Raw genomic sequence first — 14,919 nt, 5'->3', positions numbered from 1 at the left:
TCCCCATCGGCCCCCGACCGGATCCCGACCGCTTCCGTACCGGAGACACCCGTGCTCACCTTGGACTTCTCGGCCCAGGACCTCGCCGCCACCCGCTTCGCCGGCTCGCGCGTGGTCGAGGTGGTGATGAGCGTCCAGGTGCTCAAGGACCCCGGCGCCAAGGCCGTCCACCTGCCGTGGGTGCGCCGGGCCCGCGAGCGGCTGGCGGCCGGCGGGGTCCGCTACGAGCTGCTGTCGCAGCTGGTGCCGATGCCGGCCTGGCACCTGCCGCAGTTCCTGACCGCCCTGCCGGCCGCCACCGCGCCCGGCATCGAGGCCGAGCTCGCCGCGCTGACGGCCACCGCGCCGGACGTCGTCCGGGCCGAACTGGACCTGGTCGGGCAGCCGTTGCCGCCGCTGGTGGCCGGGCTGTACGCCGACCCGGGGCCCGGGCTGGAGCGGCTGGCCGGTGAGGTCCGGGCGTACTGGTCGGCGGCCGTGGAGCCGTACTGGGGCCGGATCGTCCGGCTGGTCGAGGGCGAGATCCTCTACCGGGCACGGCGGATGGCGGCCGACGGCCCGGCGGCGCTGTTCGACGGCCTGCACCCGAAGGTGCGGTGGCAGGACGGCCGGATGACGGTGGCGCAGCGGCGGTACGAGATCGAGCGGCGGCTGGACGGCGGACGCGGCCTGGTGCTGGTGCCGTCGGTGTTCATCTGGCCGGGCATGGTCTGGCAGGTGGAGCCCGAGGGGCAGCCCGGGCTGGTCTATCCGCCGCGCGGGGTGGCCACGCTCTGGGAGAGCGCCGGCGCCACCGCTCCGGACGGGCTGGCCGGCGTGCTGGGCCGCACCCGGGCCCGGCTGCTCGCCGAGCTGGAGTCGCCGGCCTCGACCAGTGAGCTCGCCGCCCGCACCGGCGGCTCCCCGGCGAACGTCTCGCACCACCTCACCGCCCTGCGCGAGGCCGGCCTGCTGGCCCGCCACCGCACCGGGCGCACGGTGCTCTACGCCCGTACCGAGGCGGCCGAGCTGCTGCTCCGCGGCTGAGCCGTACGGGCGCGCCGGCGAGCGGGCGCACGGCCGCAACGGGCCCGTGCGGCTCCGTCCCGGAAGGCCCGGCTCCCCGGGAACGCGAAACGGCGCCCGCCCTCCACTGGTCGGGGAGAGGGCAGGCGCCATGGCACCGTGCAGGCCCGGCGACGCTGACGGGGGCAGCGGCTCGAACTCCCGGTAATGCGGTACCGGGCGATCAGGGGGTCCGGACCCGCCGGCGGTGGGGCCGCCGGCGGGCTCGGGTGTACGTCAGACCACCAGCGGGCGGTCCGTCGGACGGATCGGGGCGGGCAGCGGGGTCTTGCCGCCCAGGTAGCGGTCCACCGCGGCGGCGGCCGAACGGCCCTCCGCGATGGCCCAGACGATCAGCGACTGGCCTCGGCCGGCGTCGCCGCAGACGTAGACGCCATCGACGTTGGTGGCGAACTTTCCGTCCCGGGCCACATTACCCCGGGCGTCCAGCTCGACGCCCAGCTGGTCGACCAGGCCGTTCTTCACGTCCGTGCCGGTGAAGCCCATCGCCAGGGTGACCAGCTGCGCCGGGATGGCGCGCTCGGTGCCGGGCACCGGCTCGAAGCGGCCGTCCTTGAACTCGACCTCGACGAGGTGCAGCTCCTGGACGTTGCCGTCCTCGTCGCCGCTGAAGTGGGTGGTGTTGACGGAGTAAACGCGCTCACCGCCCTCCTCGTGGGCCGAGGTGACCTTGTAGGTCATCGGCATGGTCGGCCAGGGCTGGTGGCCGGGGCGCGAGTCGCCCGGACGCGGCATGATCTCCAGCTGGGTGACCGAGGCCGCCCCCTGGCGCAGCGCGGTGCCGAGGCAGTCGGCACCGGTGTCGCCGCCGCCGATGACGATGACGTGCTTGCCCTTGGCGCTGATCGGCGGCTCGACGAAGTCGCCCTCCTGCACCTTGTTGGCCAGCGGCAGGTACTCCATGGCCTGGTGGATGCCCTTGAGCTCGCGCCCGGGCACCGGCAGGTCGCGGGCGGTGGTGGCGCCGGCGGCGACGACGACCGCGTCGAAGCGCTCGCGCAGCTGCTGCCCGGTGATGTCCTCGCCCACGTGGACACCGGTACGGAACCGGGTGCCCTCCGCGCGCATCTGCTCGATGCGGCGGTTGATGTGGCGCTTCTCCATCTTGAACTCGGGGATGCCGTAGCGCAGCAGGCCGCCGACGCGGTCGGCGCGCTCGTACACCACCACGGTGTGCCCGGCCCGGGTGAGCTGCTGGGCGACCGCCAGGCCGGCCGGGCCGGAGCCGACGACGGCCACGGTCTTGCCGGAGAGGCGCTCCGGGACCTGCGGCGTGACGCCGCCGTTGTCCCAGGCCTTGTCGATGATGGTGACCTCGACGTTCTTGATGGTCACCGCGTCCTGGTTGATGCCGAGGACGCACGCGGACTCGCAGGGCGCCGGGCAGAGCCGCCCGGTGAACTCCGGGAAGTTGTTCGTCGCGTGCAGGCGCTCGATGGCGCCGGCGAAGTCGTCCCGGTAGGCGAGGTCGTTCCACTCGGGGATGAGGTTCCCGAGCGGGCAGCCGTTGTGGCAGAACGGGATGCCGCAGTCCATGCAGCGGCCGGCCTGCTTGGTGATGATCGGCAGGAGGCTGCGCTCGACGTAGACCTCGTTCCAGTCCCGCAGACGGACGTCCACGGGCCGGCGCTCGGCCAGCTGCTTGCCGGTGGTCAGGAAGCCCTTGGGGTCAGCCACGTGCCGCCTCCATCATCTTGCGAGTGGTCTCGGCCTCGGAGAGGCCATCGCGCTCAGCGGCGTCCTTGGCGGCGAGCACTGCCTTGTAGTCGGTCGGCATGATCTTGGAGAAGCGGGAGACCCCGCCGCCCCAGTCGGCCAGGAGCTCGGCGGCCACGGTGGAGCCGGTCTCCTCGTAGTGCTGCTGCACGGTCTCGCGCAGCCAGTCGCGGTCGGCGGCGGTCGGGGCCTCGATGCCCACCATGCCGTCGTTCACGTTGGCGGGGCGCAGGTCCAGCACGTAGGCGATGCCGCCGGACATGCCCGCCGCCAGGTTGCGGCCGGTCTCGCCGAGGATGACGACCCGGCCGCCGGTCATGTACTCCAGGCCGTGGTCGCCCACGCCCTCGACCACCAGGGTCGCACCGGAGTTGCGGACGGCGAAACGCTCGCCGGCCTTGCCGCGCAGGTGGACGCGGCCGCTGGTGGCGCCGTAGCCGATGGTGTTGCCGGCGATGACGTGGTTCTGCGCGTCGGCGCCGATCGCGGCGGCGTCGCGGGCCGGCCGGACGACGACCACGCCGCCGGAGAGGCCCTTGCCGACGTAGTCGTTGGCGTCGCCCTCCAGGCGCAGCGTCACACCGCGCGGCACGAAGGCGCCGAACGACTGGCCGGCCGAGCCGGTGAAGGTGACGTCGATGGTGCCCTCGGGCAGGCCCTCGCCGCGGTACCGCTTGGTCACCTCGTGGCCGAGCATGGTGCCGACCGTGCGGTTGACGTTGCGGATCGGCAGCTGGATGCGGACGGCGTCGCCGCGCTCCAGGGCGTCCTCGGCGAGCTCGATCAGCTGGTTGTCCAGGGCCTTGTCGAGCGCGTGGTCCTGCGTGGTGGTGCAGTGCAGGGCCGCGCCCTCGGGCAGCTCGGGGACGTGGAAGAGCGGGGCCAGGTCGAGCCCGGCGGCCTTCCAGTGGTCGATCGCGGCCTGGGCGTTGATGTGCTCGGCGTGGCCGACGGCCTCCTCGATCGAGCGGAAGCCCAGCTCCGCCAGGATCTCCCGGACCTCCTCCGCGATGAACTCGAAGAAGTTGACCACGAACTCGGGCTTGCCGGAGAAGCGGTCGCGCAGCACCGGGTTCTGGGTGGCGACGCCGACCGGGCAGGTGTCGAGGTGGCAGACGCGCATCATGATGCAGCCGGAGACGACCAGCGGGGCGGTCGCGAAGCCGAACTCCTCGGCGCCCAGCAGTGCGGCGATGACGACGTCGCGGCCGGTCTTGAGCTGGCCGTCGGTCTGGACGACGATGCGGTCGCGCAGGCCGTTGAGCAGCAGGGTCTGCTGGGTCTCGGCGAGACCGAGCTCCCAGGGGCCGCCCGCGTGCTTCAGCGAGGTCAGCGGCGAGGCGCCGGTGCCGCCGTCGTGACCGGAGACCAGCACCACGTCGGCGTGCGCCTTGGAGACGCCTGCGGCGACGGTGCCGACGCCGACCTCGGAGACCAGCTTCACGTGGATGCGGGCCGCCGGGTTGGCGTTCTTCAGGTCGTGGATCAGCTGGGCGAGATCCTCGATGGAGTAGATGTCGTGGTGCGGCGGCGGGGAGATCAGGCCGACGCCCGGGGTGGAGTGCCGGGTCTTGGCGACCCACGGGTAGACCTTGTGGCCGGGCAGCTGGCCGCCCTCGCCGGGCTTGGCGCCCTGGGCCATCTTGATCTGGATGTCGTCCGCGTTGACCAGGTACTCGGAGGTGACGCCGAACCGGCCGGAGGCGACCTGCTTGATCGCCGAGCGGCGCTCGGGGTCGTACAGGCGGTCCGGGTCCTCGCCGCCCTCACCGGTGTTGGACTTGCCGCCGAGGCGGTTCATCGCGATGGCCAGGGTCTCGTGCGCCTCGCGGGAGATCGAGCCGTACGACATGGCGCCGGTGGAGAAGCGCTTGACGATCTCGGAGACCGGCTCGACCTCGTCGACGGGGACCGGGGTGCGGCCGAGGCCGTCCAGCTGGAACAGGCCGCGCAGCGTCATCAGCCGCTCGGACTGCTCGTTCACCCGGTCCGTGTACTGCTTGAAGATGTCGTACCGGCGGTTGCGGGTGGAGTGCTGGAGGCGGAAGACGGTGTCCGGGTCGAACAGGTGGGGCTCGCCCTCGCGGCGCCACTGGTACTCGCCGCCGATGTCCAGCGCGCGGTGCGCGGCGGGGATGCCGGAGGCCGGGTACGCCTTGGCGTGGCGGGCGGCCACCTCCTTGGCGATCTCGTCCAGGCCGATGCCGCCGAGCTTGGTGGTGGTGCCGGCGAAGTAGGCGCCGACCAGCTCGCGGGAGAGGCCGATCGCCTCGAAGACCTGCGCGCCGCGGTAGGAGGCGACGGTGGAGATGCCCATCTTGGACATGACCTTGAGCACGCCCTTGCCGAGCGCCTTGATCAGGTTCTTGATGGCCTTCTCGGGCTCGCCGCCCTCGATGAAGACGCCCTGGGCGACGAGGTCCTCGACGGACTCCATGGCCAGGTAGGGGTTGACCGCGCCGGCGCCGTAGCCGATGAGCAGCGCGACGTGGTGCACCTCGCGGACGTCGCCGGCCTCGACCAGCAGCGACACCTGGGTGCGCTGCTTGGTGCGGATCAGGTGGTGGTGGATCGCGGAGGTGAGCAGCAGCGAGGGAATCGGGGCGTGCTCGGCGTCGGAGTGCCGGTCGGAGAGCACGACGATCCGGGCGCCGTCGGCGATCGCGGCGTCGGCCTCGGCGGCGATCTCGGCCAGGCGGGCGGCCAGGCCCCCGCCGCCGGTGGAGACCTTGTACAGGCCGGACAGGGTGACGGCCTTGAGGCCGGGCTGGTCGCCGTCGGCGTTGATGTGGACCAGCTTGGCCAGCTCGTCGTTGTCGATCACCGGGAAGGTGATGCCGACGGAACGGCAGGCGGCGGCCTCGGCGGCCAGCAGGTTGCCCTCGGGGCCGAGGTTGGACAGCAGCGAGGTGACGAGCTCCTCGCGGATGGCGTCCAGCGGCGGGTTGGTGACCTGCGCGAAGAGCTGCACGAAGTAGTCGAACAGCAGGCGCGGCTTCTCGGAGAGCGCGGCGATCGGGCTGTCGGTGCCCATCGAGCCGAGCGCCTCGCCGCCGGTCTTCGCCATCGGCGCCAGGATGACCCGCAGCTCCTCCTCGGTGTAGCCGAAGGTCTGCTGACGGCGCGTCACCGAGGCGTGGGTGTGCGCGATATGCTCGCGCTCGGGCAACTTGGCGAGCTGGATCTGACCGCCGGCGACCCACTCCCCGTAGGGGTGCTCGGAGGCCAGCGCCGACTTGATCTCCTCGTCCTCGACGATGCGGTGCTCCGCGGTGTCGATGAGGAACATCCGGCCGGGCTGGAGGCGGCCCTTCCTGGCGACCTTCTCCTGCTCGATGTCGAGCACGCCGACCTCGGAGGAGAGGACGACCAGGCCGTCCTCGGTGATCCAGTAGCGGGCCGGGCGCAGGCCGTTGCGGTCGAGCACGGCGCCGATCTGGGTGCCGTCGGTGAAGGTGACGCAGGCCGGGCCGTCCCAGGGCTCCATCAGGTTGGAGTGGTACTGGTAGAACGCGCGGCGGGCCGGGTCCATGGTGGCGTGGTTCTCCCACGCCTCCGGGATCATCATCAGCACCGAGTGCGGCAGCGAGCGGCCGCCGAGGTGGAGCAGCTCCAGGACCTCGTCGAAGGAGGCCGAGTCGGAGTGGTCCGGGGTGCAGACCGGGAAGATGCGGCTCAGGTCGCCGGGGATCAGGTCGGTGGCGAGCTGGGACTCCCGGGCGGTCATCCAGTTCCGGTTGCCCTTGACCGTGTTGATCTCGCCGTTGTGCGCGACGAAGCGGTACGGGTGGGCGAGCGGCCAGCTCGGGAAGGTGTTGGTGGAGAACCGCGAGTGCACCAGGCCGAGCGCGGAGGCGTAGAGCCGGTCCGACAGGTCGGGGAAGAAGGGCTCCAGCTGGCCGGTGGTCAGCATGCCCTTGTAGACGATGGTGCGCGCGGAGAGCGACGGGAAGTAGACACCGGCCTCGCGCTCGGAGCGCTTGCGGACGACGAAGGCGAGCCGGTCCAGGGCGATGCCGCTGGTCTCCCCCTGCGACAGGAAGACCTGGCGGAAGCGCGGCATCACGCTGCGGGCGGTGGCGCCCAGCAGGTCCGGGCTGACCGGGACGTCGCGCCAGCCGAGGACGGTGAGGCCCTCCTCGGCGGCGATGGCCTCGATCTGCGCGACGGCGGCGGCGGAGGCCGCGTCCTCGTCGGGCAGGAAGGCGATGCCGACCGCGTACGAGCCGGCGGCGGGCAGCTCGAAGGAGACCTTGGTGCGCAGGAACGCGTCCGGGACCTGGGTCAGGATGCCCGCGCCGTCACCGGAGTCCGGCTCGGCGCCGGTGGCGCCGCGGTGCTCCAGGTTGCGCAGGACGGTCAGCGCCTGCTCGACGATCTTGTGGTCGGCGATGCCGGTCAGCGTGGCGACGAAACCGACGCCGCAGGCGTCGTGCTCGTTTCGCGGGTCGTACAGGCCCTGAGCAGCAGGTCGCGCATCCGGAACGAGCGCGTACGGCGGGCGCGCTGCGCCGGCCTGGGGCTCGTTGGCGGAGTGCATGGATGCAGACAGCATCGGCTCTCCCGTCGTCGTCATTCGAGGTGCTTGTTGCAGTAGGGACGACGTTGGCCCTGATGCGATTTCGTGCAAGTTACATGATGCCCAAGATCCCGGGAAGCGGAATATCGCGTCCACATCGCGGACGGATGCGCAGGTCAAGGGCGCAGTGAGAGGACGTGCCACAGTGCACGTCCCGACGATTGTGCCCGGCGTGGGGCCGTTCGAAACAGGGGCGAAATCCCCCGGCCACAGAAGCCGATCAAGGTCCCCTGCGATTCCATTCCCGGAGTCGGCCCCGGGATGCGAATTCGCGGTTCCGGAGCCCGGATGATGAGACTAGGCCAGGCGGCCTCCCCACACCATGTGCGGAACGTCACGCGTTCCGCCGCATAATCATGCACCGTGCTGTACCATCCCACGACGCCGCCGGCGGGCCGCCCGGCCGGCTTCCGCCGCCCGGCGGCCTGCCCGCCGGTCAGCCGACCTGTCCGCCGATCAGCCACCCCAGCAGGAACGTCACCCCGGCCGCCGCGCCGCCCAGCACCAGCTGCCGCAGCCCGCTGAACCACCAGGAGCGGGCCGTCACCCTGGCCACCACCGCGCCGCAGGCGAAGAGGCCGGCCACGGAGAGCAGCAGCGCCGGCAGCAGCGAGGTCGCGCCCAGCAGGTACGGCAGCAGCGGCAGCAGCGCGCCGACCGCGAAGCAGACGAACGAGGAGCCGGCCGCGACCCACGGCGAGGGCAGGTCGTGGGGGTCGACGCCCAGTTCCTCCCGGACGTGGACCTCCAACGTCCGGTTCGGGTCGGCGGAGAGCTGGCGGGCCACCTCGTGCGCCAGCCCGGGCTCCACCCCGCGCGCCACGTAGAGCTGGGCCAGCTCGGCCAGCTCGCCCTGCGGGTTGCGGCTCAGCTCCAGCCGCTCGGCCTCGATCTCGGCCTGGACCAGCTCGCGCTGCGAGGCCACCGAGGTGTACTCCCCCGCCGCCATCGAGCAGGCACCGGCCGCCAGCCCGGCGAGGCCGGTGAGCACCACCGTGCCGCTGGAGACCGCGCCGCCGACCACGCCGGTCATCAGCGCGAAGTTGGAGACCAGGCCGTCCATCGCGCCGAACACGGCCGGCCGCAGCCACCCGCCGTTCACGTCGCGGTGGTGCCCGGCCGCGGGTATGCGGGGGTGGCTCACGGCCTCGGGTTCCAGGGTGGTCACGCTCACGGGGGTCCCCTCCGTTCGATTGGTCTGCCTCGAACGTAGCCCTCCTGACCTGGGCATTTCCAGCAAAGTAAGGCTGTCCGAACAGCACTCCGGCCGCCCTTCGCGAGGATCGCGGGGGCGGCCGGAGGAACGGGAAAGTCGCAGGTCAGGTGAGGTTCTCGGCGTCCTTGCCGGTCTTGTCGGCGGCCACCGCGGCGGGCTCCGCGTCCGTCTTTTTGTCCACGGGCCGGGACGGCTTCCCGTCCGCGGGGGTCTCCTGCGCCGCCGCGGGGGCCTCCGGGCCCGCGTCGGCGGCGGCCTCGAGGTCGTGCGCCATCGGGTCGATGCTCGCCGGGTCCTCGCGGCCCGGCCGCTTCTTCCCCACGATCACGAGGTACGCGACGGCGCCCAGGAAGACCACGATCGCCACCCAGTCGTTGAGCCGCAGCCCGAAGAAGGTGTGCGCCTCGTCGATGCGCAGCCACTCGGTCCAGAACCGGCCCACCGTGTACGCGGCCACGTACAGCGCGAAGGCCCGGCCGTGGCCGAGGGTGAACCGGCGGTCCGCCCAGATCACCAGCAGCGCGACCCCAACGCACCAGATCGACTCGTAGAGGAAGGTCGGGTGGTAGGTCCCCGTGACGACCTGGCCGTTCGGCAGCGTCTTGTGGATCTCCAGGCCCCACGGCAGCGTGGTCTCCCGGCCGTACAGCTCCTGGTTGAACCAGTTGCCCCAGCGGCCGAGGGCCTGGGCCAGCGCGATGCCCGGCGCGATCGCGTCGGCGTACGCGGGCAGCGGCACGCCCCGGCGGCGGGCACCGATCCAGGCGCCGACCGCGCCCAGCGCGATCGCGCCCCAGATCCCGAGGCCGCCCTCCCAGATCTTGAAGGCGTTCCAGGGGTTCCTGCCCTCGCCGAAGTACAGCTGGTTGTCGGTGATCACGTGGTAGAGCCGGCCGCCGACCAGGCCGAACGGCACAGCCCAGACGGCGATGTCGCCGACCGTGTGCTTGCCACCGCCCCGGGCGACCCAGCGCTTGCTGCCGAGCCAGACGGCCACGACGACACCGAGGATGATGCAGAAGGCGTAGGCGCGCAGCGGGATCGGTCCGAGGTACAGGACGCCCCGCGACGGGCTGGGAATGTAGGCGATATCCATGGCAGCTCCGACGCTACAGGGTCGGCGGCCCGCCCCGGGCACCCCAGGGGTCACAGATCCCGAACAACGCGGTACCCGCGGCGGCGCGCCGCCCCCTCCGGACGGGGAGGGGGCGGCGGCGGGCGGCCGGGCGGGCGGTTTCTCAGCCGGCGGACGGCGAGGGGTTGTTGCTCTCCGAGGCGGTGCTCGTCGGCGCCGGGGACTGGCCGTGCGAGCCGGCCGCGGCGGGCTGCTTGCCCTGGTTGGCGGCGTCCACCCACTTCACCAGGTTCTGCGGGGTGATCTCGTCGGTGCCGTTCTTCGGGTAGATCGGCTGGCCGTTGAGCAGCACCGTCGGCGTCGACTTGTAGGTGGACTTGTCGAAGTCCTGCTGGACGGCCGAGACCCACCCGCCGAACTTGTTCTCGTTGACGCAGGCCTCGAAGGCCGGGGTGTCCAGGCCCTCGACCTGCTTGGCCAGGTTGATCAGCACGGCCTTGTTGCCGAAGGCGTCGCTGGTCTCGTCGGGCTGGTTGCGGTAGAGCACGTCGTGGTAGTCGCGGAATTGCCCGGCGTCCTGGGCGCAGGCCAGCGCGTTGGCCGCGTACTTCGAGCCCTTGCCCGGCACGGCCCGGTCGATGAACGACACGATGTGGTAGTTGGTGGCGATCTTGCCGGCGTCCTCCAGCTGGTCGACCGTCGGCGAGAACTCGCGCTCGAAGCTGCCGCAGGCGGGGCAGCGCGGGTCCTCGTAGACGGTGAGCACGGACGGCGCGTCGGCCGCGCCGACCGGGATGACCAGGTTCTTGTCACCGGTCGTGCCGGCCGGGGCCGCGGTCGGGGTCTCCGGCTTGGACCGCTGGTTCTGCACCACCACGCCGGTGATCACGGCGGCGGCGATCACCGCCAGCACCACCCCGCCGACCACCAGCTTCTTCTTCCGCCTGCCGCGGGCCTCGTCGGCCGCCCGCTCCGCCAGCATCCGCTCGCGGGCGGTGCGCTTGCCTTCTCGGTTCTTCTCGCTCATCTGCATTGACATCCACAATCGGGGGACTGGTCGGGGTGGGTGCGGGGTGCCCGCCGGTCAGGTCGCCAGCCAGCCGTCCACGGAGAACCTGGTGCGGGGCCGCCAGATCAGCCAGCCGGCCAGCACCAGGAAGCCGGTGTCGCGCAGGATCTCCTGGAGGTACTCGGTCTTCGAGGCGTCCACCGCCCCGCCGCCGCCGAAGCAGCCGCAGTCGATCGAGATGCCGCGCGCCCAGGCGGAGGCGATCCCCCCGATGAACGCGAGCAGCAGCACCGCGGAGACCGCGGCCACCAGCCGCACCCCCAGGCCGATCAGCAGCAGCAGCGCGAGCGCCAGCTCCAGGAAGGGCAGGGCGTACCCCACCGGTTTCACCAGCGACTCGGGCAGGATCTCGTACGCCCGCACGGCCTGGGCGGCCTCCGCCGGGTCGGCGATCTTGGCCAGCCCGGCCCAGCCCCAGACCACCGCGAGGCCCAGCCGCGCCGCCGTACTGACCCACTCCGTCCACACCGCACCGCTGCGCGACGCCGGTCCGGCCGCCATAGAGGTAACCCCCTCGGAAAACACCTTCACGCCCTGATGAACCGTAAGGACTGAAGGGTGGTTCCTCCATATTCAGGAATTAAGCCGAATGAGTGACACCTTGTGCGGCTCTGTCCTGTTCCCGGCTAGCGGCCGTTCGTACCGCAGCCGGGCGGCCGCCCCCGGTCCTCCAGCCCCGGCCGCCCCTGCGGACGCGACCTGGCGGCCCTGGCCAGCGCCTCCACCCGGGCCGCCTGCGCGCAGACGTACGCCTCCCGCTCGGCGCGCTCCGCACCCCGCTTGGCCAGCGCCTCCCCCACCACGGTGTGGTCCGCCCCGACCGCGGCCCCCAGCACCAGCACGGCCGCGGCCGCCCGCAGCAGAACCGCTCGCTGGAGACCAGGCACCGGCGGACCCCTTCCGTTCGCTCCACGTGCCGCGCACGTCGTTCGTGCACTCGTCCCTCCACTCAACGCCCGTCAACCCCCGCTGATGCGACGGAGCGCCACTGTTCACCCGTTCGGGTTCCCGCGGGCACGACGACGGCCCGCCGCCCCCGGCGAACGGGGGCGACGGGCCGTCGTGGAGCGGTGCCTACCGGCGGCGGACGCCCTCCGCCAGCTCGCCGGCCAGGGTGCGGACGGCCGCCAGCGCGGCCTGTTCGTCACCGTCGGCGTCCAGGATCCGCTGGACGAAGGCGGAGCCGACGATGACGCCGTCGGCGAAGCCGGCCACCTGGGCGGCCTGGTCGGCCGTCGAGACGCCGAGGCCGACGCAGACCGGCAGGTCGGTGGTGGCCCGGGTCCGGGCGACCAGGTCCTCGGCGAGGTCGCCGACCTGGGCCCGGGAGCCGGTCACGCCCATCACCGCGGCCGCGTAGACGAAGCCGGAGCCCGCCGCGGTGACCTCGGCGAGGCGCTTGTCCTTGCTGCTCGGGGCGACCACGAAGACGGTGTCGAGACCGTGCTCGTCCGCCGCCTTGCGCCACTCCTCGGACTCCTCCACCGGCAGGTCCGGGAGGATGCAGCCGGCGCCACCGGCGGCGGCCAGGTCGGCCGCGAACCGCGCGGTGCCGTAGCGCTCCACCGGGTTCCAGTAGGTCATGACCAGCACCGCCGCCCCGGGGTGGGCGCCGGCCACCTCCTGGACGGTGCGCAGCACGTCCTTGATCCGCACGCCGGCCCGCAGCGCGATGTCGTCCGCGGTCTGGATGGTCGGGCCGTCCAGCACCGGGTCGGAGTGCGGCAGGCCGACCTCGACGACGTCGCAGCCGCCCTCGACCAGCGCGTTGACGGCGCGCACGCCGCCGTCCACGCTCGGGAAGCCGGCCGGCAGGTAGCCGATCAGCGCGGCGCGGTTCTCCGCCTTGGCGGCGGCCAGGATGCCGCTGAGCTTCGAAGCCATGGTCACTTACCCCCGTTGCCGGCGCCGTCGGCCGGCTTGTCGCCGGCCCCGTCGTACAGGCCGAAGTACTCGGCCGCGGTGTGCATGTCCTTGTCGCCGCGTCCGGAGAGCGAGACCAGGATGGTGGCCCCGGGCCCGAGCTCGCGGCCCAGCTCCAGGGCGCCGGCCAGCGCGTGGGCGCTCTCGATGGCCGGGATGATGCCCTCGGTGCGGGACAGCAGCCGCAGCGCCTGCATGGCGGCGTCGTCGGTGACCGGGCGGTACTCGGCCCGGCCGGTGTCCTTCAGCCAGGCGTGCTCCGGGCCGACGCCCGGGTAGTCGAGGCCGGCCGAGATGGAGTGCGACTCGATGGTCTGGCCGTCCTCGTCCTGGAGGACGTAGGTGCGGGAGCCGTGCAGCACGCCCGGGTCGCCCTTGGTCAGGGTGGCGGCGTGCTTCGGGGTCTCGGCGCCCTCGCCGGCCGCCTCGCAGCCGATCAGGCGCACGTCCGCGTCCGGGATGAACTCGTGGAAGATGCCCATCGCGTTGGAGCCGCCGCCGACGCAGGCGACGACGGCGTCCGGCAGCCTGCCGGTCCGGTCGAGGACCTGCTGCCTGGCCTCGACGCCGATGACCCGGTGGAAGTCCCGGACCATCATCGGGAACGGGTGCGGGCCGGCGACCGTGCCGAACAGGTAGTGGGTGGAGTCGACGTTGGCGACCCAGTCGCGGAAGGCCTCGTTGATGGCGTCCTTGAGGGTGCGGCTGCCGGACTTCACCGAGACGACCTCGGCGCCGAGCATCCGCATCCGGGCGACGTTCAGCGCCTGGCGCTGCGTGTCGACCTCGCCCATGTAGATCGTGCAGTCGAAGCCGAACAGCGCGCAGGCGGTGGCGGTGGCCACGCCGTGCTGGCCGGCGCCGGTCTCGGCGATGATCCGGGTCTTGCCCATCCGCCGGGTGAGCAGCGCCTGACCCAGCACGTTGTTGATCTTGTGCGAGCCGGTGTGGTTGAGGTCCTCGCGCTTGAGCAGGACGCGCGCGCCGCCCGCCTCCGCGGAGAAGCGGTGCACGTCGGTGAGCGGGCTGGGGCGGCCGGTGTAGTCCTTGAGCAGCGCGTCCAGCTCGGCGGCGAAGGCCGGGTCGGCCTTGGCCTTCTCGTACTCCTCGGCGACCTGCTCCACGGCGGCGACCAGCGCCTCCGGGATGAAGCGGCCCCCGTAGGCGCCGAAGTAGCCGCGGGCGTCCGGCACCTCGGCGCCGGGCAGGTAGTCCTTCTCGGACATGGTGAAGTCCTTCTGGAAGATGACGGCAGTGACGTCGGAACGGCTGGTTCAGCCGCGCGTCCTGCGCCATCGCCGGCCCTGCACCTGCCCGGGCTCGCAGCCGATCACGTAGCGCACCCGCCTGCCCAGCACCCGGCGTGCGGGCGCGCGGCAGCCGCGCGGGCGGCAGCCGGGGGCGAGACGGGAGGCGAGTTTCATGGCGGCGGGGTCAGTCCTTGTGCCGCAGGGCGGGGTGGGCACCGGCCGCGACCAGGTCGGCCACGGCGGCGCGCGGGTCCTTGCCGGTCACCAGCGACTCGCCGACCAGCACCGCGTCGGCGCCGAGGTTGGCGTAGGAGATCACGTCCAGCGGGCCCCGCACGCCGGACTCGGCGACCTTGACGATGCCGTCCGGGATCGCGTGGACGACGTTGCCGAAGGTGTTGCGGTCCACTTCGAGGGTCTTCAGGTTGCGGGCGTTGACGCCGATGATCCTCGCGCCGGCGTCCACCGCGCGGGCGATCTCCTCCTCGTCGTGCACCTCGACCAGCGGGGTGAGGCCGATCGACTCGGCGCGCTCGATCAGCGACACGAGGGCCGGCTGGTCGAGGGCGGCGACGATCAGCAGCGCGAGGTCGGCGCCGTGGGCGCGGGCCTCCCACAGCTGGTAGGCGGTGACGATGAAGTCCTTGCGCAGCAGCGGGGTGTCCACCGCGGCGCGGACGGCGTCCAGGTCGGCGAGCGACCCGCCGAAGCGGCGCTGCTCGGTCAGGACGCTGATCGCGGCGGCACCGCCGGCCGCGTAGTCGGCCGCCAGGGCGGCCGGGTCGGCGATCGCGGCCAGTGCACCCTTGGACGGGCTGGAGCGCTTGACCTCGCAGATCACCCGCACGCCGTCGCCCTTGAGGGCGGCGACGCCGTCCTTGGCGTCCGGGGCCTTGGCGGCGAGCTCCTTGAGCTCGTCCAGGGAGACCCGGGCCTGCCGTTCGGCGAGATCCTCGCGGACCCCGTCGATGATCGTGTCGAGCACACTCACGCGAGCGCCCCCATCATTAATCTGCTAGTCGTTCT

Annotated in this window: 12 protein-coding genes; 1 reads left to right on the top strand and 11 read right to left on the bottom strand. The window is 72.5% G+C overall.

What is annotated here, in order from left to right; translation table 11 throughout:
- The first annotated feature begins 51 nt into the window (after window positions 1-51).
- A complete protein-coding gene (locus ACFC1F_RS15605; RefSeq protein WP_307853075.1) occupies window positions 52-1,026 on the top strand; it encodes a winged helix-turn-helix domain-containing protein in 975 nt (324 codons plus the stop codon).
- Window positions 1,027-1,281: 255 nt separating this feature from the next.
- On the opposite strand, the gene ACFC1F_RS15600 is transcribed toward ACFC1F_RS15605, so the two are convergent.
- The 11 genes from ACFC1F_RS15600 to trpC form a co-directional block, all read right to left on the bottom strand.
- Window positions 1,282-2,742 carry a glutamate synthase subunit beta gene (locus tag ACFC1F_RS15600; protein WP_376158639.1) on the bottom strand — a complete coding sequence of 487 codons (1,461 nt, stop codon included), beginning with the start codon at window positions 2,740-2,742 and terminating at the stop codon, window positions 1,282-1,284.
- Window positions 2,735-7,321 (bottom strand): glutamate synthase large subunit, encoded by a 4,587-nt coding sequence (gene gltB / locus ACFC1F_RS15595; RefSeq protein ID WP_376158671.1) that lies wholly within the window; start codon window positions 7,319-7,321, stop codon window positions 2,735-2,737. Before gltB ends, ACFC1F_RS15600 begins: the two co-directional genes overlap by 8 nt.
- Before the next feature lie 475 nt (window positions 7,322-7,796).
- Window positions 7,797-8,528: a VIT1/CCC1 transporter family protein gene (locus ACFC1F_RS15590; RefSeq protein ID WP_376158669.1), complete on the bottom strand. Its 732-nt coding sequence runs from the start codon at window positions 8,526-8,528 to the stop codon at window positions 7,797-7,799.
- Between the two features lie 151 nt (window positions 8,529-8,679).
- Window positions 8,680-9,672 (bottom strand): prolipoprotein diacylglyceryl transferase, encoded by a 993-nt coding sequence (gene lgt, locus ACFC1F_RS15585; RefSeq protein WP_209412004.1) that lies wholly within the window; start codon window positions 9,670-9,672, stop codon window positions 8,680-8,682.
- A gap of 142 nt (window positions 9,673-9,814) precedes the next feature.
- On the bottom strand, window positions 9,815-10,678 hold the full coding sequence (locus ACFC1F_RS15580) for a DsbA family protein (protein ID WP_376158637.1): 864 nt from the start codon (window positions 10,676-10,678) through the stop codon (window positions 9,815-9,817).
- Window positions 10,679-10,735: 57 nt separating this feature from the next.
- Window positions 10,736-11,221 carry a MauE/DoxX family redox-associated membrane protein gene (locus tag ACFC1F_RS15575; RefSeq protein ID WP_376158635.1) on the bottom strand — a complete coding sequence of 162 codons (486 nt, stop codon included), beginning with the start codon at window positions 11,219-11,221 and terminating at the stop codon, window positions 10,736-10,738.
- 125 nt (window positions 11,222-11,346) lie between these two features.
- A complete protein-coding gene (locus tag ACFC1F_RS15570) occupies window positions 11,347-11,607 on the bottom strand; it encodes a hypothetical protein (RefSeq protein WP_209412001.1) in 261 nt (86 codons plus the stop codon).
- A 187-nt stretch (window positions 11,608-11,794) separates the two neighbouring features.
- The gene (trpA, locus tag ACFC1F_RS15565) at window positions 11,795-12,604 is read right to left on the bottom strand and encodes a tryptophan synthase subunit alpha (RefSeq protein ID WP_148645564.1); all 810 of its coding nucleotides are present in this window, start codon (window positions 12,602-12,604) and stop codon (window positions 11,795-11,797) included.
- Between the two features lie 2 nt (window positions 12,605-12,606).
- Window positions 12,607-13,869, bottom strand: a complete 1,263-nt coding sequence (gene trpB, locus ACFC1F_RS15560; RefSeq protein WP_209411999.1) for a tryptophan synthase subunit beta — start codon at window positions 13,867-13,869, stop codon at window positions 12,607-12,609.
- A 48-nt stretch (window positions 13,870-13,917) separates the two neighbouring features.
- Window positions 13,918-14,067 carry a tryptophan biosynthesis modulator TrpM gene (gene trpM / locus ACFC1F_RS15555; protein WP_174315761.1) on the bottom strand — a complete coding sequence of 50 codons (150 nt, stop codon included), beginning with the start codon at window positions 14,065-14,067 and terminating at the stop codon, window positions 13,918-13,920.
- Between the two features lie 10 nt (window positions 14,068-14,077).
- Entirely contained in the window at window positions 14,078-14,884 is an 807-nt protein-coding gene (gene trpC / locus ACFC1F_RS15550) for an indole-3-glycerol phosphate synthase TrpC (protein ID WP_209411998.1), read from the bottom strand.
- Between the last annotated feature and the right edge of the window lie 35 nt (window positions 14,885-14,919).

The sequence above is a fragment of the Kitasatospora sp. NPDC056181 genome, from assembly GCF_042266225.1.
In the GTDB taxonomy this organism is placed as follows: Bacteria; Actinomycetota; Actinomycetes; order Streptomycetales; family Streptomycetaceae; genus Kitasatospora.
Note: the sequence above shows the minus strand (reverse complement) of the source record. Positions and strands in the feature narration are given on the sequence as shown.